Below are 20249 nucleotides of genomic sequence, written 5' to 3'. Positions count from 1 at the left end.
TGGAGGGAACCCGATGGCCGAGCTCAGCGCCGCGCCGACCGCCGACCGGACCGAGAGCGCGGTGGTCCGCCCCCGCTCTCGTTCGCTGACGGTGGCGGCCGTCGTCGAGGAGTCGCCCGACGCCCGCTCACTGGTGTTCGAGGTGCCGGAGGCGGACCGCGAGATGTTCACCTACCGCCCGGGACAGTTCCTCACCCTGCGTATCCCGAGCGACCGGACGGGCTCCGTCGCCCGGTGCTACTCGCTGGCCAGCACCCCACACGCGGACGAGCGGCTGACCGTGACGGTGAAGCGGACCGCGCAGGGCTACGGCTCGAACTGGCTGTGCGACAACGTCCGCGCGGGATCGCGGATCGAGGTCCTCGCGCCGTCCGGCGTCTTCACCCCGCCGGACCTGGACGTGGACTTCCTGCTCGTCGCCGGGGGCAGCGGTGTCACGCCGGTCTTCTCCATCCTCAAGTCCGCGCTCGCGCTGGGCACAGGCCGGATCACCCTGCTCTACGCCAACCGGGACGAGGCGTCGGTCATCTTCGCCGGGCAGCTCCGCCGGCTCGCTGCCGCCCACCCCGACCGGTTGACCGTGCTGCACTGGCTCGAGTCCGTGCAGGGGATCCCGGCGCGGGAGCAGCTGCGGACGCTCGTGGCGCCCTACGTCGACCGGGAGAGCTACATCTGCGGGCCCGCTCCGTTCATGGCGGCGGTGTCCGGGGCGCTGCAGGACGCCGGTGCCCCGTCCGCCCGCGTGCACGTCGAGGTCTACACCTCGCTGGAGACGGACCCCTTCGCCGACATCGTCGTCCCCACGGTCGGGGAGGAGGGCTCTGCGGACGCGGTGCGGGTCGTCGTCGAGCTCGAGGGGGAGACCCACGAGCTGTCCTGGCCGGCGGAGGTGAAGCTCGTCGACCTGCTGCTGAGCAAGGGCATCGACGCCCCCTACTCCTGCCGCGACGGCGTGTGCGGGTCCTGCCAGGCCCAGGTGCTCAAGGGGCGGGTGCGGATGCTGTCCAACGACGTCCTCGACGACGACGACCTCGCCGAGGGGCACATCCTCGGCTGCCAGTCCGTCGCGGACCCGGAGACGCCCGGCGAGGACCTGCACATCCGCTTCTGACCGCACCCGGGCCGGGGCACCCGCCCCGGCCCGGCCGGCGCCCGGCCCGGCGTGAAGCTCAGCCCAGCGTGAAGGGGTCCCGGGTCAGCCCGGACAGCTCGATCCAGACCGCCTTGGTCTCGGTGTAGTCCCGGATCGCGTCCGCGCCATTCTCCCGGCCGATCCCCGAGCGGCCCGTCCCGCCGAACGGCACCTGCGGGGCCACGGCGCGATAGGCGTTCACCCAGACCGTGCCGGCGCGCAGGCGCGCGGCGACCCGGTGCGCGCGGTGCACGTCCTTGGTCCACACCGAACCGGCCAGACCGTAAGGCGTGGAGTTCGCCAGCTCGACGGCTTCGTCCTCGTCCCGGAACGTGGACACGGCGAGCACCGGGCCGAAGATCTCCTCGGTGAGCGCGCGGGCGTCCGCGGGCAGGTCGGTGAGCACGGTCGGCTGCACGAAGTATCCGCCGAGCTCGCGCACCGGCGCGCCGCCGCAGGCGATGCGGACGCCCTGCTCGCGGGCGGACGCGAAATGGCTCAGGACGACGTCGAGCTGGCGGTCGTTCGACAACGGTCCCATCTCGGTCTCCGGCGCCTTGGGATCCCCGACCACGATCCGCTCCGCGCGCTCCACGATCCGCGCGACCAGCTCGTCCGCCACGGACTCGTGGACCAGGAGCCGGGAGCCCGCGAGGCAGGTCTGTCCGGTCGCGGCGAACACCCCGGCGACGACCCCGTTCGCCGCCGCGTCGAGGTCCGCGTCCGGGAACACGACCTGCGCCGACTTGCCGCCCAGCTCCAGCGTCACCCGCGCGACGTTCTCCGCCGCCGCGTGGGCGACCGAGATCCCGGTCGCGGTCGAACCGGTGAACGCGATCTTGTCGACGCCCGGGTGGGCCGCCAGGGCCTTCCCGGTCTCGGGGCCCCAGCCGGTCACCACGTTGACCACGCCGGGCGGGAAGCCCGCCTCGGTGGCCAGCTCGGCGAGCGCGACCGTGGAGGCGGGCGTGTAGTCGCTGGGCTTGACTACGACGGTGCAGCCGGCCGCGAGCGCGGGCGCCAGCTTCCAGGTGAGCAGCAGGAGCGGGGAGTTCCACGGCGTGATGGCCGCGACGACGCCGACCGGCTCGTGCCGGGTGTAGACGAGGTAGTTGTCCTTGTCGGTGGGGATGACCTCGCCGTGCAGCGTGCTCGCGACGCCCGCGAAGTACGTGTACCAGGCGGGTAGACCGCGGACCTGGCCCGCCATCTCGCGCAGCAGCTTGCCGCCGTCGCGGACCTCCAGCTCGGCGAGCCGGTCCGCGTCCCGGGCGATCAGCTCACCGAACCTCCGGAGCAGTTCACCGCGGGCCGTGGCGCTCAGCGAGCCCCACGGGCCCTTCAGCGCGGCACGGGCCGAGGCGACGGCCCGGTCGACGTCGGCGGCGGTGCCGTCCGCGGCCACGGCCCAGGGCTCGCCCGTGAAGGGGTCCAGGGACTCGTAGGTCCGCCCGGACTCCGACGGGACTCTCGCGCCGTCGAGGTGCAGGCCGAACTGCGCGAGCCGGGTGTCGGGGTTCTCGAGCGTCGTCATGGGTCTCCTGTCAGACCGTGCCGAGGGTGCACGGCATCGTGATCTCGTCGTCGGGGAGCGGCTCGCTCACCGGTACCGCTTCTCGCCCCCGCCGCTCGGGCGCAGCTTCTCCCGTCCGACGTTGCCGAGCTGGGCGTAGGCGAAGCCGCGCTGCGCCGCCACCGACGGCGGCAGGTCCAGCGACTCCCAGATCGCCCGCACCGTGCCCTGGATCGACGCGGGCCGCCGCGAGGCGATCTCGTCGGCCAGCGCCCGGGCCGCCGGCCACAGCCGGTCCCGGGGGACGACCTCGGTGACCAGCCCGAGCCGCAGGGCCGTGGGCGCGGTGATCCGCTCCTCGTTGCCGGCCAGGGCCCAGCGGAGCACGTCGCCGAGCGGGACGCCGCGGCGCAGCATGCCCATCGGCTCGAGCGCGGAGACCATGCCGCCGTTGGCGTGCGGGTCGAAGAAGGTGGCGTCCTCGGAGCAGATGACGATGTCCGCCTCGTTGAGGAAGTACATCCCGCCGCCGGCCGCCATGCCGTGCACCGCCGCGATCACCGGCTTCCACACCCGGTGCTGGCGCGGGCCGAGCAGGACGCCGGGGTCCTCCTGGTTCCACTGGTTCTGATCGCTCCACCAGGGGCCCTCGCGCACGTCCAGGCCTGTGCAGAACGCCCGGTCGCCGGCCGCGCGCAGGACCACGACGTGCACGTCGTCGTCGTCGCGGACGTGCCGCCAGACCTCGGCGATCTCCTCGGTCATGGTGCGGTTGAAGCTGTTGAGCCGGTCCGGCCGGTTCAGCGTGAGCGTCGCGACGTGCGCGTCGACCTCGTAGACGACGGTGGACAGCTCGCCGAGGGGGGTGCGCACGGCGGCCCCGGGAGCGGGTGCGGGGGCGAACCGGACCTGCAGGTCCCGCTTCACCACCTTGCCCATCGCGTTGCGGGGCAGCTCGGGAAGGACCTCAAGCTGCTCCGGGAACTTGCGGGTGGACAGGCCGCGCGCGCGCAGGTGCGCGGTGAGGTCCGGCAGGGTGGGCGGCGCGGCCGGGTCGGTGGGGACGACGACGGCGCAGGCCCGCTCGCCCGTCTCCTCGTCCGGCAGCCCGATCACGGCGACGTCCGCCACGCCGGGCGCGTCCGCCAGGAACTCCTCCACCTCGCGGGCGGAGATGTTCTCCATCTTCCGGATGATGACGTCCTTGATCCGGCCCGTGACGGTCACCGTGCCGTTCTCGCCGACGGTGCCGAGGTCGCCGGTCCGGAAGAAGCCGTGTTCGTCGAAGGCGCCCTCGTCGAGGGAGGAGTCGACGTAGCCGAGCATCAGCTGGGGCCCGCGCACGCGCAGCTCGCCCTCCTCGCCTGGGGCCGCGCGGGTGCCGTCCGCCTTGACGGCGACGACCTCGCCGCCGGGACCGGGCCGCCCCTCGGCGGTCGCGTGCTCGACGTCGGTGTCCTCCGGCGTCCCCCAGGTGAAGTACGGACACTCGGTCATCCCGTAGCCGGAGACGATGCCGATCCCGCCCAGCTCCCGGCGCACCTGCTCGTGCAGCGCCGCCGGCCTGCCGGCGCCCCCGCAGAGGGTCACCCGGATGTGCGGGAAGAGCGGCCGGTCGGGCTGCGTGCGCTGCCGGGCGAGGTAGGCCTTGATGAACGGCAGGCCCGAGCCGAGCAGCGTGATCCGGTTCTCGGCCAGCAGGTCGATCGTGGTCGCCGGGTCGAACACGGCGCTGGTGACCAGACTGCTGCCGGTCCGCAGCGAGGTGAGCACGTGGGCGATCCCGCCGACGTGGGCGAGGGGCAGCAGCGTGGCGGTCTGGTCCTCGGAGGTGACGCGCAGGTTCGCGCAGAACACGTCCGACGCCGCCATCAGGCCCCGATCGGTGTGCTTGGCGCCCTTCGGGTCCGACGTCGTGCCGGAGGTGTAGATCAGCCAGCGGACCTCGGCCGGCCCGTCGCCGGTGGGGCGCGGCGGCAGGGTGGCGGGGTCGCCCTCGGGCAGCGCGCCGGCGACCGGGCCGAGCGGTGCCGCAGGGTCCACGACGTGGGCCCGCAGCCCGGGGACGGCGGCCGCGACGGCGGCGCCGACGGCCCCGAAGTCCGTGCCGCGGAACTCACCCGTCACGAACAGGTGCGCGGTCCGGGCCTGGCCGCAGATGAAGGTCAGCTCGCGTTCCCGCAGCAGCATGACCAGGGGGTTCTGGACGGCGCCGAGCCGGCACAGGGCCAGCGACAGCACGATCGTCGAGAGGCGGTTGGGCAGCTGCCAGGACACCACGTCACCGGGGCGCACCCCGAGGGCGAGCAGCCCGGCGGCGGCCCGGTCGACGTCGGACGCGAGCTCCGCGAACGTGACCCGGGTGCGGTGCTCGTCGACGGCGAAGAGCGAGTCCGGGGTGAGCTCGGCGCGCCGGGCGAGCAGCTCGGCGACGTTCGCCGCCTCGAACGGCGGGCGCCAGCCGGAGGCGACGGTCGGCGGGGCCTCGGTGGGTGCGGACATCCCGCTCACCTCCCCGCCGGCGCGAGGAGGGCCGCGCGGACCTCGCGCTTGAGGATCTTGCCAGCGGGGCCGAGGGGCAGCTCGTCGCGGAACTCGAAGCGGCGCGGCTGCTTGTAGCCGGCGAGGTTGCCGCGGCAGTGCACCCGCAGGGACTCCTCCAGCCCGGGATCGGGTGCGCCCTTGCCGACGACCACCGCGACCGGCGTCTCGCCCCACTCCGGGTCCGGGATGCCGACGACCGTGACCAGGTCGACGGCGGGGTGCTGCGCGATGACCCGCTCGATCTCGGCCGGGTACACGTTGAAGCCCCCGGAGATGATCATGTCCGTCTTCCGGCCGGCGATGTAGAGGTAACCGCGCTCGTCGAGCCTGCCCAGGTCCCCGGACCACAGCCCGGTCGGCCGGAACGTCTCGGCGGTGGCCTCGGGCTTGTTCCAGTAGCCGGCCGCCACCATGTCCGAGCGGATCACGATCTCGCCGGTCTCGCCGACCGGCAGGTCCGCGCCGTCCTCGCCGACGATGCGGATCTCGGCCATCGGCGTCTCCCGGCCGCACGAGGCGAGGAGCCCCTCGTCGCCGGCGACGGCGGCGCGGTGGTCCGCAGGCGTGAGGATCGTGGCCTGCCCGCCGGCCTCGGTGGCGCCGTAGCGCTGCTGCAGGTCGCAGCCCAGCCGGGCCATCGCCTCCTGGGCGAGCCCCGGCGGCACCGGGGCCGAGCCGTAGCTGATCCGGCGCAGGCTCGACACGTCCCGGCTCGGGTCGTTCTCCAGCACCTTCAGGGTGCGCATGAGCATGGTCGGGATGAACGTCGTCATCGTGACCCGGCTGCGCTCGATCTCGGCGACGACGGCCTCCGGGTCGAACCGGGGGTGCAGCACCAGGGTCTGGCCCAGGAACAGCGCGGCGACCGTGCGGACCATCCCGCCCGCGGTGAAGCACGGCGTCGTCCCGAGGGTGACGTCGGAGTGCACGGCCTCGGTGACGATCGAGGTGTCCAGGGCCTGCGCGACCATGCCGCGGTGCAGCTGGACGACGCCCTTGGGCAGCCCGGTCGTGCCGCTGGTGTAGAGGATGAACTGCACGTCGTCGTGGGTGAGGGTCGGCGGCGTCGGGTCCGTGTCGGTCGACGACGCGAGCGCCGCCTCGTACTCCTTGCCCACCTCCCCGCCGCCCAGCTGCAGGACGAGCTCGAGGTGCTCGGTGAACACCTCGCCGGCCAGCGCGGCCTGGTCGGAGTGCACGATTCCGGCCCGCGCCCCGGAGTCCGTGAGGACGTGGGCGATCTCGGGCGCGGAGAGCCGGATGTTCACCGGCACCGCGACCAGGCCGGCCTTGGCCAGCCCGAACACGATCTCGGGCCACTCGGCGGTGTTGCGGGCGCAGATCGCGACCCGGTCCCCGGTCCGCAGCCCGGACGCGCGCAGTGCGGTGCCGAGCCGGTTGGCGCGTTCGTTCACCGCCGCCCAGGTCAGCGTGGTCCCACCGGAGATGACGGCGGGCTTGGTGGGATAGCGACGGGCGTTGAGGCGGGGGATGTCTCCGACCAGCATGGGTCCTCACACGGGTGCAGGGGCTGGCCGGAGGCCGCCCGGTGTCTGAAGAAGGGTCAGATCAGGAAGGCGAGCGTCGGGACCGGCCCGCCTGCGTTCACCAGGTGCACGGTCTTGGCGGCCAGGCGCAGCTCCCCGTCGGGGCGGCGGCGCACGGTGTGCACGACCCGGCCCGCCCACGTGGTGAGCGCGTGCCGGTACTCGAACAGGACGAAGTTGGACCCGACGGTGACGGTGTCCGCACCCCGCTCGAGAACCTCGACGTTGGTCAGCAGCCGGCGCATCACCGACGGCGGGGTCTGCGAGTGCCGCGCGCCCGAGTTCAGCTGGGCGACCCGGCTGCGGAGGCGCTTGCGGTTGTCGTAGACGTAGGACAGGTTGACCCGCGGATCGTGGTCAGGGGCCATCGGCACCCAGTACACGCCGTCGTCGTCCCAGAGGGACTCCCAGTCCGAGTACCGTGCCTCGTCCGCGAGCCGGGCCTCGCGGTGCAGGAACGCCAGGACGTCCGGTTCGAGGGCGGGGTCCACGGGGGTGCCGGTGCTGAAGGCGGGTTCACTCATCGGGTCTCTCCGTCCGGGGTGGTCGAGTGGGTGTTGAACCGGCCGCCCAGTACCTCGGCCCAGTGCGCCCACCAGCCGCGCTGCGGGGTCTCGGCGCTCTTGTCGTGGTTGACCAGGCCGGTCGCGTCGGCGGCGTCGGTGTCCCGGCCGCGGGCCAGCACGATCCAGTCCGGCTTCTGCGCCGCCAGGCCCATCTGGTTACGGGCGCCGATCTCGCCGTCGTCCGCGATCAGGAAGCCGGCCGGGCCCATGGCGCCCTCGGTGCGGCGCAGCATGCGGCCGTTCATCTCGTCCTGGTCGGGGATCAGCGCGGGCGTCGTGTAGGCGACGGTCTCACCCGGCGCGATCGGCTCGACCATCATGATGTTCATCTCGGCGAGGAACAGGTTCGGGAAGATCAGGGTGTGCGGCGGGCCCACGACGAACGCGGAGTGCGTGTCCTGCGGGCCGTACGCGCGTTCCATCGCCGCGACGTAGTTCGGCAGCTTGGCCCGCGGTGCCCGGCCGAACCAGACGAACTCCTCGTCGAGCCGGGTGTACTCCGCGGAGTAGTCGATCTCGGAGTGGCCCTGGCCCAGGTCCCGGACGTAGACCTCGACCTTGCTCGGGACGTGCGAGACCTTGGCCTCGCGGACCGCCGAGTAGACGGACTCGTGGGTGAACAACGCGTGGTAGCCGTCCACGTTGTTCTCCATCACCATCTTCCAGTTGCTCATGTGCTGGTGCTTCATCCAGCCCGCGCGCAGGTCGAGGGTGCCGTTCGGGGACAGGGCGAGCAGCCGGTCGATCGCCTTCGTGGAGCGGCCCAGGTGCTCGGCGAGCGTGATGCCCTCGGCGGCGAGCGAGGCGAAGACGAAGCCGCGGTAGGCGTCGGTGCGGGCGGTCGGCGCGAGGGACAGCTCGCTGCGCTTCGCCAGGAACTCCTTGTCGTACCCGGTCCGCATGGGGACGCCGACCAGCGAGCCGTCGTTGTTGAACGTCCAGCCGTGGTACGGGCAGCGGAAGGTCGTGCTGTTACCGGACTCGGCGTTGCACAGCCGATTGCCGCGGTGGGCGCACCGGTTCATCAGGACCCGGACGTCGCCGTCCTTGCCGCGGGTGAAGATCACCGGCTGGCCGCCGATCCGCCGGGTGACGTAGTCCCCGGGCTCGGGGATCTCGCTCTCGTGCCCGACGTAGACCCAGCCCCGGCGGAAGATCTGCTCCATCTCCAGCTCGAAGACTTCGGGATCGGTGTAGACCGAGCCGCGCACGCGGTCGTGGCGGACGAGGTCGTCCACGTCCGTCCGCGGGGCGGGCCGGGAGTCGATTTCGGTCATGACGGTGCCTCCGGAGACGGGCGGGCGGGGCTTTCGAGACGGGACGGACGGTGCTGTTCAGGACGGGACGGGAGGGCGAAGCCGGGAACGGTCACGTCCCCGAGCCGGCGGAAGCCGATCGAGACGGGATCGCCGATCGCGGGTGCGGGCGTGCCCGGTCCCACCGGCGCGAGGACGACGCGGTGCCCGCTCGCCAGCTCGACGTCCACTACCGGGTAGGGCCCGTCGGCGAGAACCAGCCCGGGCTCGCGGCGGTGGACGACGGTGACGGAGTGGACGACCCCCGTGGGCTCGACCGGCCGCCACACGACGGTGTTCGCGTCGCAGCCGTCACACACGCGCTGCTCGAGGTCCAGGGCCAGCTCGCAGGCGCCGCAGTGCGGCAGGCGCAGCCGGCCCTCGGCGGCCGCGGCGTAGAGCGGGGCGAGGACGTCGGTGGTGTCGGGCGCGAGCTCGGCGGTGAGCAGCCAGTCCGCGGTGATCGTGCCGGTCATGATGCCGCCTCCGCGGGACGAAGGACGTCGGCGGTCACGCCGCCTCCAGGACCAGGCAGGCGTGATGGTCCGAGCGGCCGCCGAGCCCGCCGACCAGCGCGGTCGCGGCGTCCGGCACCTGCCGGTCGCCGCCCGCGCCGCGCAGCTGGACCACGGCCTCGGCCAGGGGCGTCATGCCCTGCAGGTAGAAGCCGGAGAGCTGGCCGCCGCCGGTGTTGGTGGGCAGCTCGCCGCCCGGCCCGAGGGCGCCCCCGCGGGCCAGTGCACCGGCCTCACCCGGAGCGCAGAAGCCGTACTCCTCCAGCAGCGCGAGGGTGACGACGGTGAAGGGGTCGTAGAGCTCGAGGACGTCCAGGTCCGCGCGGACCATCCCGGCCTCGGCCAGCGCAGCGTCCACCGCCGGGCGGCCCCCGCCGAACCAGGACTCGGCCCCGGCGCGGCGGCGACGGACCGGGTGCGCCCGGCCGCTGCCGCGCACGACGACCCGCCGTGGGTCGCCGAGGGCCGGATCCGCGGTGAGCAGGACCGCGACCGCGCCGTTGACCGGGCGGGCGCAGTCCAGCCTGCGCAACGGCGCCGCGACGAGCGGGCTCGCCAGGTAGCCGTCGGCGTCGAGCGGGGTGCGCTGCACCGCGGCCGGGTTGCCGAGGGCCCAGGCGCGCGCCCCGAGGGCGACCGCGCAGAGATCCTCGGCGGCGCCCCCCGTGACGTGCAGCCAGCGGGCGGCGAGCAGGGCGTAGGTGGGCACCGAGCCGAGCACCCCGGACGCGCGCTCCAGGCCACGGACGCCGGAGACGCCGCCACTGTGCGCGTAGGTGGAGCCGGCGCCGCCGCGGGCGCGGATCGGGGCGTCCGCGAAGACGCAGAGGACCGCGCGGGCGGTGCCCGACCGCAGTGCCAGCACGGCGCGCTCGACCATGGCGACGGTCGTCGCGCCCTTGATCTCGACGTGCTCGAGCAGTCGCAGGTCCCCGAACCCGGCCTGGGCCGCGAGCTGCACGCCCACCCGGTCCGGGCGCACGCCCTGGCTCGACCCCACGAGCAGGCCGTCGACCTCGGACCGGGCGACCCCGGCGTCGGCGAGGGCCGCGGCGATCGCCTCGGCGGCGAGGACGGACGCCTCGCCGGCCGGGGCGGTGGACATGGCGGTCACGCCGAGCCCGACGATCGCCGGCTCGCGCGTGCTCACGGCCGTTCGTCCCGGTAGTGGCCCACCCGCAGCCAGTTGACCCGGTCCTCCGCGCTGGCCAGGCAGAGGCTGGCGAGCTCGAGGGGGGACAGCAGGATCTCGGCGCCGGACTCCACGTCCTCGACCAGCAGCCGGGGGCCGTTGCCCCGCTCGTCGAGCGCGACCCGCACGGTCGCGAACTCGTTGCGGAGCTCGGCGAGCTCGCGCCGGTCCCGGCGCGGCGTGCCCGAGCCGTTCACGGCGGGGCTCATGCCGAGCGCCCGGTGAACGAGATTCGCGTGTCTGTCGACGGTGACCACGTCATGGTTCTATCGTACACTCACTGTCAGAAACAATGTCCATACCGAAGGGCAGCCGATGAGCGTCTCGCCTCTCGCCCAGCTCACAGTACGTGTGCGCCGCGAGCAAGACATGAACACCACAGCCAGCTCGCGGGCGGGCGCGGCATGAGCGACACGCCGTACCGGAGCATCTGGACCCACCTGCGCGAGCTCGATTTCCGCCAGGGCTACGTCGAGGCGGACGGGGTGCGTACCCGATTCGCCGAGGCGGGGGACCCGGCGAAGCCGGCCGTCCTGCTGTTGCACGGGACGGGCGGGCACTGGGAGACGTTCGCGCCCAACCTGGCCGCCCTGTCCGAGCACTTCCACTGCGTCGCGATCGACATGGTGGGCAACGGCTTCTCGGACAAGCCGGACCACGACTACGAGATCGCGGTCTACCTGCGCCAGGTACAGGCGGTGCTGGACCGGTTCGGGTTCGACCACGCCGCGGTCATCGGCATGTCCCTGGGGGCCTGGGTGGCCGCGGCGCTCGCGGTGGAGGCCCCGCAGCGGGTGGACAAGCTGATCCTGATGTCCCCGGCCGGGCTGATCGCCACCGCCTCGAACATGGCCCGCATCCGCGCCGAGCGCACCCGGGCCGTCGAGAACCCGGACTGGGACTCGATCAAGGCGATGTTCGACCACCTGATCGCGGACGAGGAGAACCGGATCCCGGACGTCGTCGCGCTGCGCCAGGCGATCTACCGGCTGCCGGAGACCCGGGCCACGATCGACCACCTGTTGATCCTGCAGGACCCGGACGCCCGCGAGCGCAACCTGATCCCCGAGGAGCGGTGGCGCACGATCTCCTGCCCGACGCTCGTCGTCGCGTCCGGCAAGGACCACGGGGAGTACCAGAGCACCGCGCGCCGGGTCGCCGAGCTGATCGACGGCGCGGAGATCCTGGAGATGCCGCACGTCAAGCACTGGCCGCACTTCGAGGACCCCGAGGCGTTCAACGCGGCGGCGGTCCCGTTCCTGCTGCGGGCCGGTGGCTGACATGGCTCTCGACGAGAGCGCCGTGCTCGACGCCGCGCGCCGCCTCGACGAGGCGGAGCGGACCCGGACGCCGATCCGCCAGCTGTCCCTGCAGTACCCGGACATGACGATCGCGGACGCCTACGCCGTGCAGCACGCGTGGGTGGGGGAGAAGCTGGCCTCCGGCCGGCGGCTGCGCGGCCGCAAGATCGGGCTGACCTCGCGGGCGATGCAGCAGGCGGTGTCGATCACCGAGCCGGACTACGGCGCGCTCTTCGACGACATGTTCTTCTCCGACACCTCGACCGTCCCGCACGACCGCTTCATCCGCCCGCGGGTGGAGGTGGAACTCGCGTTCGTCCTGGGCCGCCCACTCAAGGGCCCGGACGTCACCCTCTTCGACGTCCTGGGCGCCACCGAGTACGTCACCCCGGCCTTGGAGATCCTCGACGCCCGGGTGCAGATGTCGGACCCGGACACGGGCCATCTGCGCACCATCGTGGACACGATCTCGGACAACGCGGCGGACGCCGGGCTGGTCCTGGGCGGGCGCCCGGTGCGCCCGCACGACGTGGACCTGCGCTGGGTCTGCGCGCTGCTCTACCGCAACGGCGTGATCGAGGAGTCCGGCGTCGCCGCGGCCGTGCTGAACCACCCCGGCAACGGGGTGGCCTGGCTGGCGAACCGGCTCGCGCCGCACGGCGTGGGGCTGGAAGCGGGGCAGGTCATCCTCTCGGGCTCCTTCACCCGGCCCGTGCACGCGGAGGACGGCGATCTCTTCCACGCGGACTACGGGCCCCTGGGCACCGTGGGCTGCCGCTTCGCCTCGGGCGGCGCGCCATGACGTTCGTCGAGCGGCTGCGGGACGGCGAGCAGCCGCTGATCGGAATGTGGGTCGTCTCGGGCAGCGCCTACTGCGCGGAGATCTGCGCGGGCGGCGGCCTGGACTGGCTGCTGCTGGACTGCGAGCACGCCCCCAACGACGTGACGACCGTGCTGCCCCAGCTGCAGGCCGTGGCCCCCTACCCGGCGGCCGCCGTCGTCCGGGTGCCGGTGGCGGACCCGGTGCTGATCAAGCAGTTCCTCGACCTGGGCGCCACCACGCTGATGGTGCCCATGATCGAGTCCGCGGAGCAGGCCGCCGCCGTCGTCGCGGCCACTCGCTACCCGCCGGAGGGCGTGCGCGGTGTGGGGGCGGCGTTCGCCCGGGCGTCGCGCTGGAACCGCACGGCGGGCTACCTCGCCGGCGCCCACGAGGGCATCGGAGTCCTCGTCCAGGTGGAGTCCCGCGCCGGCCTCGACGCGCTGGAGGACATCTGCGCCGTCGAGGGCATCGACGGCGTGTTCGTCGGGCCCGCGGACCTGGCCGCGTCACTGGGACATCTCGGCGAGCCGGAGCACCCGGACGTCGTCGCCGCGGTCGAGAAGGCGATCACGACGATCACCGCCCACGGCCTCGCGGCCGGGGTGAACGCCTTCGCCGAGCCGCTGGCCCGGCGCTACCTCGACCTCGGCGCACGGTTCGTCCTGGTCGGCGCGGACGTCGTGCTCCTCGCGCGCGGCAGCGAGCAGCTGGCCGCACGCCACCGCAGCAACACTGGAACGGAGTAGGCATGGATCTCGACTTCTCCCCGGAACAGACGTCGTTCCGGGACGAGGTGCGGACCTGGCTGGCGGAGAACGCGCCCACCGAGCAGCGCCCGCACGAGGCCGCGCCGATGCGTGAGTACGACCTGGCCTGGCAGCGCACCCAGTGGGAGGGCGGCTGGGCCGGGATCGCCTGGCCGCAGGCCTACGGCGGCCGCGGGCTCACGACGGTCCAGCAGCTGATCTGGTACGAAGAGTACGCGAGGGCCGGACTGCCGAGCATCGACGCGTGCTTCGTCGGGCTCAACCACGCGGGCCCCACGCTGATCACCCGGGCGAGCGAGGAGCAGAAGGCCTTCCACCTGCCGCGGATCCTGCGCGGCGAGGTCGTCTGGTGCCAGGGATTCTCCGAGCCCGAGGCCGGGTCCGACCTGGCGTCGCTGGCCACCCGCGCCGAGATCGACGGGGACCACCTCGTCGTCTCCGGGCAGAAGATCTGGACCAGCTTCGCCAACCTGGCGGACCACCAGGAGCTCCTGGTGCGCACCGACCGGTCCGGCAAGAAGCACCACGGCATCACCTGGGTCGTCTGCGACATGAACAGCCCGGGCATCGACGTCCGGCCGATCGAGACCATCGACGGCGGCGCCGAGTTCTGCGAGGTCTTCTACGACGAGGTCCGGATCCCGCTCGCCAACGTGGTGGGCGAGGTCGACGAGGGCTGGGGCGTCGCGATGTCCACGCTCTCCTTCGAGCGCGGCACCGCCTACACCGCCAGTCAGGTCCGGCTCGCCGCGCTGGTGGAGAACCTGATCCGGCTCGCCGGGGAGCGGACCGGACCCGACGGGCGCCGCCCCGCGATCCAGGACGACGAGATCGCCCGCCGGCTCGCCACCGCCCGGGCCGAGGTCGCCTCGCTGCGCGCGATGACCTACGCGGGGATCTGCCGGAACCTGAAGACGGACACGCCGGGCCCCGAGGGTTCGATCATCAAGCTGTACTACGCGGAGGTGGCCAAGCAGGTCGCCGCGCTCGCGATGGACGTGCTCGGCCCGGACGGCCTGGAGTTCGTCTCCCGGTGGGTCCCCGGCGGCTGGTCGGGGCACTACTTCTACTCCTTCTCCGCCTCCATCGGCGGCGGCACGTCGGAGATCCAGCGCAACATCATCGGGGACCGCGTCCTCGGCCTGCCGCGCTGACGTCCCACCCAGACCGCTGCATCCCGCGCGTCTCCCACAGACAGGACATCGATGGACCTCCTTCCCTCCGCCGACCAGCTGGAGCTGGTCGGCGCCGCCGCGGAGTTCTTCGCCGAGCAGGTGCCGATCTCCGCCATCCGCGAGCGCCGCGACGACGCCTCCGCCATCGCCCCGAAGGTCTGGACCGCCGGGGCGGACCTGGGTCTGCTCGGGCTCTCCGCCCCCGAGGACGTCGGCGGCTCGGGTCGCGGGCTCGACGACGAGGCGCTGCTGTTCCGCGAGCTCGGCCGGGCCCTGGTGCCCGGTCCGTTCCTGCCGTCGGTGATCGGCGCCCGGCTGGCGGTGCTGGGCGGGCAGCCCGAGACGGCCAGGCTCCTCGTCGAGGGGCACACGCTGGTGGCCGCCGCGCTGCTGCGCGTCGGAGACGACACGGCCTCCCTGACGCCCACGACCCTCACCGGCCGGATCCGGGTGATCGACCCGGCGAACGCGGAGTACGTGCTGGTCTCGGGCGACGAGGGCGCAGGCCTGGTCGCCACGGCCGCGCTCACCGACCTCACCCCGGTCGAGTCCAGCGACCCCGGCTCCCGGGTGGCCACCGCCGTCGCGGACGGCGCGCCCGTCACGTGTTGGGTGCCGGCGGAGCGGGACCCGATCGCGCTGCGCGGCGCGGTCCTGGCCGCGGCGCAGCTCGTCGGCATCGCCGAGGCGGTCCGCGACCTCTCCGTCGCCCACGCGAAGACCCGGGTCCAGTTCGGCCGGCCGATCGGCGTCAACCAGGCGATCAAGCACCGGTGCGCGGACATGGCCGTCGCGGCGGAGGCGGCGCTGCAGCAGACGCTGTTCGCCGCCGTCAGCCTGGAGTCCGGCCGGGCCGACGCCGAGTTCCAGGTCCGCGCGGCGAAGGTCGTCGCCGGCCGGGCGGCGCTGGGCAGCGCCGCCGAGACCATCCAGGTGCACGGCGGGATGGGCTACACCTACGAGCACGACGCGCACCTCTACCTCAAGCGCGCCCACGTCGTGGACCAGTTGTTCGGATCGAGGACCGCGCAGCTCGCGCCCCTCCTCGCCCAGGAGGCGGCCCAGTGAGCACCGTGACCGTTCCCAAGGGCCGCCGCGCCGTCGTCGCGGGCGTCGGGCTCGCCTCGCCCGGCAAGGTCGCGACCAACCCGTACGCGCTGATCGCCCAGGCCTCGCTGCGCGCGCTGGCGGAGTCCGGCGTCTCCATGGCGGAGGTCGACGGCCTGGCGTCGACCTCGCTGGGCACCCTGGCCCCGATCGACGTGGGGGAGTACCTCGGCCTGCGGCCGCGGTGGATCGACTCCACCGCCGTCGGCGGCGCCTCCTGGGAGGTCATGCTCGCCCACGCCGCGGACGCCATCGCCGCCGGCCATGCCGACGTCGTGCTGCTCACCTACGGCTCCACCGCGAAGTCCGACCTGCGGCGCGGGCTGCGCACCGCGAACCTGAACTGGGGCTCGCGCGGGCCGCTGCAGTGGGAGGCGCCCTACGGGCACACGCTGATCGCGAAGTACGCGATGGCGGCCCGGCGGCACATGCACGAGTTCGGCACGACGATCGAGCAGCTCGCCGAGGTCGCCGTGTCTGCCCGGGCCAACGCCGCGGACAACCCCGAGGCCGCCTACCGGGACCCGATCACCGTCGACGAGGTGCTGTCCGGCCGCATGATCGCGGACCCGTTCACCAAGCTGCACTGCTGCATCCGCTCCGACGGCGGCGCCGCGGCGGTCGTGGTGTCCGAGGAGCGGGCGAAGGACCTCCCGGGTACCCCGGTGTACGTCCTGGGCACGGGGGAGAACGTCTCGCACGTCTCCACGAGCCAGTGGCCGGACATGACCACCGGTCCCGCCTCGGTGTCGGGGCCGCTCGCGTTCGAGCGGGCGGGGGTGACCCCGGAGGACATCGACGTCTGCGAGATCTACGACGCCTTCACCTACATGCTCCTGATGACGATGGAGGACCTCGGCTTCTGCAAGAAGGGCGAGGGCGGCCCGTTCGTCGCCGACGGGCGGCTGCGGCTCGGCGGGGCACTGCCGACCAACACCGACGGCGGTGGTCTCTCCGCCTGCCACCCCGGCCAGCGCGGGCTGTTCCTCGTGGTGGAGGCGGTGCGCCAGCTGCGGGGCGAGTGCGGGCCGCGGCAGGTCCCGGACGCGAAGCTGGCCTGCGTCAGCGGCACGGGCGGCTGGTTCTGCTCGAGCGGGACGATCATCCTGGGGACCGAGGCGCCGTGACCGTCCCGCCGGTGCCGGGCACCTTCGACACGGCGGACGCGCTGATCTCGGCGGCGGCCGCGGCCCACGGCGAGCGGGACGCCTACGTCGAGGCCGACGGCACCCGGATGTCGTTCGCCGAGTGGGACGTCCGCTCGGACGCGCTCGCCGGGGCGCTGGCCGAGCGCGGGGTCGCCGAGGGCGACGTCGTGGCGCTGATGCTGCCGTCGTCGATCGACTACGCGGTCTGCTACGCGGCGCTCGCCCGGCTCGGCGCCGTCACGACCGGGCTCAACACCCGGCTCGGGCCGCGTGAGGTCGACGCGGTGCTGGACCGGGCGGACCCGGTGCTGGTGATCCGCGACGGCGACGCCGGGCTGCCCCCGGTGCCGTCGGGGATCCGCGAGCTCCCGCGCACCGAGCTCGCCGGGCTGTACCGGCACGCGGGCCTCGGGACCCGGCGGCCGGCGCCGGCCCCCGAGGCACCCGCCGTGATCATCTGGACGTCCGGCACCACCGGCACGCCGAAGGGCGCCTGGTTCGACTCCCGCAACCTCGCCGCGTCCGCGCGGGCGGCCGGCGTGATGAGCGCGCCGTACGACCGCAGGCTCGTCGCGACGCCGTTCGCGCACGCCGGGTACATGGCGAAACTGTGGGACCAGCTGATCTGGGGTCTCACGCTCGTCGTCTCGCCCGTGCCGTGGTCGGCCGCGGCGATGGCCGCGATCATGCGGGAGCAGCGGATCACGGTCGTCGGGGGGGTGCCGACGCAGTGGAGCAAGCTCCTCGACGAGCCCGGCGCGCACGGGCTGCCTGACCTGCGGGTCGGTATCGCCGCCACCGCGCCCGCGTCACCGGACCTGATCGAGGCGGTGGCGCAGCGGATCGGCGTGCCCCTGGTCGTCCGGTACGCGATGACCGAGTCCCCGACGATCTGCGGCACCGAGCCCGACGACCCGCCGGAGGTCCAGTTCCGCACCGTCGGCCGCCCGCAGGAGGGCATGGAGGTCGCGGTCACCGACGACGACGGACGCCCCGTCGCCCCGGGTGGGACCGGGCGGGTCCGGGTCCGGGGCGCCTGCGTGATGCGCGGCTACTGGAACGACCCGGAGCGCACGGCCGAGACGCTGACCGAGGACGGCTGGCTGGTCAGCGGGGACCTCGGGCGGTTCACCCCCGAGGGGAACCTGGTGCTCGTCGGCCGCTCGACGGACCTCTACATCCGCGGCGGGTACAACGTGCATCCGCTCGAGGTCGAGAACGTCCTCGCCGAACACCCCGGCGTGCGCCGGGTCGCGGTCGTCGGCAGCCCGGCCCCCGTGATCGGCGAGATCGGCGTGGCGTTCGTGGTCCCGGCCGATCCGGCGGACCCGCCCGCGCTCGACGAGCTGCGGGACTGGACCCGCGAGCGGCTCGCGGACTACAAGCGTCCGGACCGCCTCGAGCTCGTCGAGGACCTGCCGGTCACCGCGATGCTGAAGGTGGACCGGAACGCCCTGCGGGCCGCGGCCGCGCCGGCGGGCTGACCCGCGGGCCGGCTCAGCCCGCGACGGTGCTCCGGCAGCGTTCGAGCAGGATCCCGGCCAGCTCGGCCGGAGCGCTGATCATCGCGTCGTGGCAGGTGTCGAGCTCCACCACCTCGTCCACCCCGCCCAGCGCCGCGATGGCCCGCCGCTGGGTGGCCGGGCTCTGCGCCCGGTCCCGCAGGGTGAGGATCCAGGTGCGCGGCACCTCCCGGGGCAGCGCGCTCCGGTCCGCCGGTTCGGCCGTGACCCGGGTGGACTCGCCGTACAGCCGGCCGAGGGCGAACTCCCGCTGCGCGGGCGTCATCCCGTTGCAGAAGGAAAACCGTGCGAGCAGCCGGGGCATCGGGGCCGACGGCCCGCCGCGGCGCGCGGCCCGCCCCGCGTACCAGGCCAGCGGCCCGCTCAGGGTGTCGAGGATCGAGCGGCCCTGCGGCGGCACCGCCGCGGCCATCAGGACCATCCGGCGGACCCGGCCCGCTCCGAGCCGCGCGACCACGCCCGGCACGGTGAGCCCGGCCATGGAGTGGCCGACCACGACGACGTCGTCGAGCCCCTCGGCCTCGATCCGGCGCACCACCGAGTCCACCCAGTCCGCGACGGTGACGGTCGCCAGGTCGGCGGGGGACGAGCCGCGTCCGGGCAGGTCGACGGCGAGCACGGGGACGTCCGGTGCGCGTCGCCGCAGCTCGGCCAGGGTGGGCTCCCAGCAGTCCGCGGCGTGCTGGCCGCCGTGGACGAGGACGAGGGCTGGACCGGGCATCGCGCGCTCCTGGGGTCGGGGATCGGCATCGACCCCGCGGAAGAACACCGTGCGTCAGATAGTACGGTCGGATCGGCCGAACATGTTCCGCTGTTCGGCCGTATCCTCCAGTTGACGCAGTTCAGGGCTTCGCCCTGAGCGCCGCATCGATGGCGATGTCGTCAGATGACCTCGAACCCGACGGGGAGACCATGGACGTTCTCTCGGAACCACGCCGTCGTGCCCGCCGGGGCGGGCTCGCCGCGCTCGTCGCGGCGCTGGCGGCCCTCGTGGCGGTCGCCGCGCCCGCGGTCGCCGCCCCCCTGGCGCCCGCCCCGGCCGGAGCCTGCCGGGTCGTCGCGGTGCCGGTGGCCGGCGGCGCACAGGTCGAGGGCGACCTCTGCGACCCCGCCGGGCACCCCTCGCCGGTCCTGCAGCTGCTCGTGCCCGGTGGCACCTACGCACGCTCGTACTGGGACTTCCCGGTCGGGCGCACCTCGGCCGGTGAGCCCCTCTCCTACTCCCGGCACATGACGGCCGCGGGCTACAGCACGCTCGCCCTCGACCCGCTGGGGGTCGGCGGGAGCAGTCACCCGCCGAGCGTGACGGTGACCATCCAGGCCCAGGCCGAGGCGATCCACCGGGTCGTGCAGGCGGCGCGGGCCGGCGCCCTCGGCGCCACCTACCCGACCGTGGTGCTCGTCGGCCACTCGCTCGGGACCCTCACCGGCTACGTCGAGGCGACGACGTACCGGGACGTGGACGGGATCGTCGCCAGCGGGACGTCGCACTCGCCCGCGGCGGGAGCCGTCGCGGCGCTGTTCACCCACGCCGTCCCGGCGCCGCTGGACCCGGCGACGCGCGACGAGGTCCCGCTGGACATGGGCTACATCAGCCTGCCCGGCGCCCGGGAGACCTTCCACGCCGGCGGCCGGACCGACCCGGCGGTGCTCCGGGCCGACGAGGAGTCGCGCAGCCCGGGTCCGTCGGCCTACCTCGGGACGCTCGCCCCCTACCTCGCCGCCACGCCGCTGTTGCGGACCGAGACCCTCGACGTCCCGGTCCTCGTCGCCAACGGTCGCGGGGACGCCGTGTTCTGCCGGCAGGGGGGATACGGCTCGGGCACGGACTGCGCGGACGCGCAGGCCCTCCGGGCGGCGGAGGCCCCGTTCTTCGGGCCCGAAGCGGTCCTGGAGACCTACGTGCTCCCGGACGCCGGTCACATCCTCAACCTCACCCCGTCCGCCTCGGACTGGTTCGCCCATGCGACAGGGTGGTTCACCGAGCACTTCCCTCTCGATAGCTGATTCTGACGCGGATGTCGGGCATCGAGGCGTGATTGCCTCTCGGAACGAGCGCCTGCGTCCGCTAATCTGACAGTGCGTGCACGTAAGCGGCACG

Annotated in this window: 18 protein-coding genes; 9 read left to right on the top strand and 9 right to left on the bottom strand. The window is 73.7% G+C overall.

What is annotated here, in order from left to right; genetic code table 11:
• Positions 1-13: 13 nt before the first annotated feature.
• Complete coding sequence (locus JOF36_RS27350; protein WP_210032431.1) at positions 14-1111, top strand: ferredoxin--NADP reductase; 1098 nt, start codon at positions 14-16, stop codon at positions 1109-1111.
• A gap of 58 nt (positions 1112-1169) precedes the next feature.
• Here JOF36_RS27350 and JOF36_RS27345 read toward each other — a convergent pair whose 3' ends face one another.
• The 8 genes from JOF36_RS27345 to JOF36_RS27310 form a co-directional block, all read right to left on the bottom strand.
• On the bottom strand, positions 1170-2666 hold the full coding sequence (locus JOF36_RS27345; RefSeq protein ID WP_210032429.1) for an aldehyde dehydrogenase: 1497 nt from the start codon (positions 2664-2666) through the stop codon (positions 1170-1172).
• Positions 2667-2732: 66 nt separating this feature from the next.
• Positions 2733-5147, bottom strand: coding sequence for an AMP-binding protein (locus JOF36_RS27340; RefSeq protein ID WP_210032427.1), 2415 nt, complete (start codon positions 5145-5147; stop codon positions 2733-2735).
• Positions 5148-5152: 5 nt separating this feature from the next.
• On the bottom strand, positions 5153-6697 hold the full coding sequence (locus tag JOF36_RS27335) for a class I adenylate-forming enzyme family protein (protein WP_210032425.1): 1545 nt from the start codon (positions 6695-6697) through the stop codon (positions 5153-5155).
• A 56-nt stretch (positions 6698-6753) separates the two neighbouring features.
• Positions 6754-7260: an aromatic-ring-hydroxylating dioxygenase subunit beta gene (locus JOF36_RS27330; RefSeq protein WP_210032423.1), complete on the bottom strand. Its 507-nt coding sequence runs from the start codon at positions 7258-7260 to the stop codon at positions 6754-6756.
• Entirely contained in the window at positions 7257-8579 is a 1323-nt protein-coding gene (locus JOF36_RS27325; protein WP_210032421.1) for an aromatic ring-hydroxylating oxygenase subunit alpha, read from the bottom strand. The genes JOF36_RS27330 and JOF36_RS27325 overlap by 4 nt, the downstream gene beginning before the upstream one ends.
• Positions 8576-9073 carry a Zn-ribbon domain-containing OB-fold protein gene (locus tag JOF36_RS27320; RefSeq protein WP_210032419.1) on the bottom strand — a complete coding sequence of 166 codons (498 nt, stop codon included), beginning with the start codon at positions 9071-9073 and terminating at the stop codon, positions 8576-8578. Before JOF36_RS27320 ends, JOF36_RS27325 begins: the two co-directional genes overlap by 4 nt.
• Positions 9074-9107: 34 nt before the next feature.
• On the bottom strand, positions 9108-10262 hold the full coding sequence (locus JOF36_RS27315) for a thiolase family protein (protein ID WP_210032417.1): 1155 nt from the start codon (positions 10260-10262) through the stop codon (positions 9108-9110).
• Positions 10259-10513 carry a hypothetical protein gene (locus JOF36_RS27310; RefSeq protein ID WP_210032415.1) on the bottom strand — a complete coding sequence of 85 codons (255 nt, stop codon included), beginning with the start codon at positions 10511-10513 and terminating at the stop codon, positions 10259-10261. Before JOF36_RS27310 ends, JOF36_RS27315 begins: the two co-directional genes overlap by 4 nt.
• Positions 10514-10708: 195 nt before the next feature.
• Between JOF36_RS27310 and JOF36_RS27305 the strand changes: the two genes are divergently transcribed.
• Genes JOF36_RS27305 through JOF36_RS27275 form a run of 7 tightly spaced genes read left to right on the top strand, consistent with a single transcriptional unit; the run spans position 10709 to position 18109 of the window.
• Positions 10709-11584, top strand: coding sequence for an alpha/beta fold hydrolase (locus JOF36_RS27305; RefSeq protein WP_210032413.1), 876 nt, complete (start codon positions 10709-10711; stop codon positions 11582-11584).
• Position 11585: 1 nt separating this feature from the next.
• Complete coding sequence (gene hpaH, locus JOF36_RS27300; protein ID WP_210032411.1) at positions 11586-12407, top strand: 2-oxo-hept-4-ene-1,7-dioate hydratase; 822 nt, start codon at positions 11586-11588, stop codon at positions 12405-12407.
• On the top strand, positions 12404-13174 hold the full coding sequence (locus JOF36_RS27295; RefSeq protein ID WP_245351003.1) for an aldolase/citrate lyase family protein: 771 nt from the start codon (positions 12404-12406) through the stop codon (positions 13172-13174). The genes hpaH and JOF36_RS27295 overlap by 4 nt, the downstream gene beginning before the upstream one ends.
• Positions 13175-13176: 2 nt before the next feature.
• A complete protein-coding gene (locus JOF36_RS27290) occupies positions 13177-14349 on the top strand; it encodes an acyl-CoA dehydrogenase family protein (protein WP_210032402.1) in 1173 nt (390 codons plus the stop codon).
• 51 nt (positions 14350-14400) lie between these two features.
• On the top strand, positions 14401-15438 hold the full coding sequence (locus JOF36_RS27285; protein WP_210032400.1) for an acyl-CoA dehydrogenase family protein: 1038 nt from the start codon (positions 14401-14403) through the stop codon (positions 15436-15438).
• Complete coding sequence (locus JOF36_RS27280) at positions 15435-16604, top strand: acetyl-CoA acetyltransferase (RefSeq protein WP_210032398.1); 1170 nt, start codon at positions 15435-15437, stop codon at positions 16602-16604. Before JOF36_RS27285 ends, JOF36_RS27280 begins: the two co-directional genes overlap by 4 nt.
• A complete protein-coding gene (locus JOF36_RS27275) occupies positions 16601-18109 on the top strand; it encodes a class I adenylate-forming enzyme family protein (protein WP_210032396.1) in 1509 nt (502 codons plus the stop codon). The genes JOF36_RS27280 and JOF36_RS27275 overlap by 4 nt, the downstream gene beginning before the upstream one ends.
• A 13-nt stretch (positions 18110-18122) precedes the next feature.
• On the opposite strand, the gene JOF36_RS27270 is transcribed toward JOF36_RS27275, so the two are convergent.
• Positions 18123-18869, bottom strand: a complete 747-nt coding sequence (locus JOF36_RS27270; protein ID WP_210032394.1) for an alpha/beta fold hydrolase — start codon at positions 18867-18869, stop codon at positions 18123-18125.
• A gap of 191 nt (positions 18870-19060) precedes the next feature.
• On the opposite strand from JOF36_RS27270, the gene JOF36_RS27265 reads away from it, so the two are divergent.
• Complete coding sequence (locus tag JOF36_RS27265; protein WP_210032392.1) at positions 19061-20155, top strand: alpha/beta hydrolase; 1095 nt, start codon at positions 19061-19063, stop codon at positions 20153-20155.
• The last annotated feature ends 94 nt before the right edge of the window (positions 20156-20249 follow it).

The sequence above is a fragment of the Pseudonocardia parietis genome (assembly GCF_017876315.1).
GTDB lineage: Bacteria > Actinomycetota > Actinomycetes > Mycobacteriales > Pseudonocardiaceae > Pseudonocardia > Pseudonocardia parietis.
Note: the sequence above shows the minus strand (reverse complement) of the source record. Positions and strands in the feature narration are given on the sequence as shown.

Coding starts and splice junctions, on each gene's coding strand:
- JOF36_RS27350 (WP_210032431.1), top strand. CDS start 14: ATGGCCGAGCTCAGCGCCGCGCCGACCGCCGACCGGACCGAGAGCGCG.
- JOF36_RS27345 (WP_210032429.1), bottom strand. CDS start 2,666: ATGACGACGCTCGAGAACCCCGACACCCGGCTCGCGCAGTTCGGCCTG.
- JOF36_RS27340 (WP_210032427.1), bottom strand. CDS start 5,147: ATGTCCGCACCCACCGAGGCCCCGCCGACCGTCGCCTCCGGCTGGCGC.
- JOF36_RS27335 (WP_210032425.1), bottom strand. CDS start 6,697: ATGCTGGTCGGAGACATCCCCCGCCTCAACGCCCGTCGCTATCCCACC.
- JOF36_RS27330 (WP_210032423.1), bottom strand. CDS start 7,260: ATGAGTGAACCCGCCTTCAGCACCGGCACCCCCGTGGACCCCGCCCTC.
- JOF36_RS27325 (WP_210032421.1), bottom strand. CDS start 8,579: ATGACCGAAATCGACTCCCGGCCCGCCCCGCGGACGGACGTGGACGAC.
- JOF36_RS27320 (WP_210032419.1), bottom strand. CDS start 9,073: ATGACCGGCACGATCACCGCGGACTGGCTGCTCACCGCCGAGCTCGCG.
- JOF36_RS27310 (WP_210032415.1), bottom strand. CDS start 10,513: ATGAGCCCCGCCGTGAACGGCTCGGGCACGCCGCGCCGGGACCGGCGC.
- JOF36_RS27305 (WP_210032413.1), top strand. CDS start 10,709: ATGAGCGACACGCCGTACCGGAGCATCTGGACCCACCTGCGCGAGCTC.
- hpaH (WP_210032411.1), top strand. CDS start 11,586: ATGGCTCTCGACGAGAGCGCCGTGCTCGACGCCGCGCGCCGCCTCGAC.
- JOF36_RS27295 (WP_245351003.1), top strand. CDS start 12,404: ATGACGTTCGTCGAGCGGCTGCGGGACGGCGAGCAGCCGCTGATCGGA.
- JOF36_RS27290 (WP_210032402.1), top strand. CDS start 13,177: ATGGATCTCGACTTCTCCCCGGAACAGACGTCGTTCCGGGACGAGGTG.
- JOF36_RS27285 (WP_210032400.1), top strand. CDS start 14,401: ATGGACCTCCTTCCCTCCGCCGACCAGCTGGAGCTGGTCGGCGCCGCC.
- JOF36_RS27270 (WP_210032394.1), bottom strand. CDS start 18,869: ATGCCCGGTCCAGCCCTCGTCCTCGTCCACGGCGGCCAGCACGCCGCG.
- JOF36_RS27265 (WP_210032392.1), top strand. CDS start 19,061: ATGGACGTTCTCTCGGAACCACGCCGTCGTGCCCGCCGGGGCGGGCTC.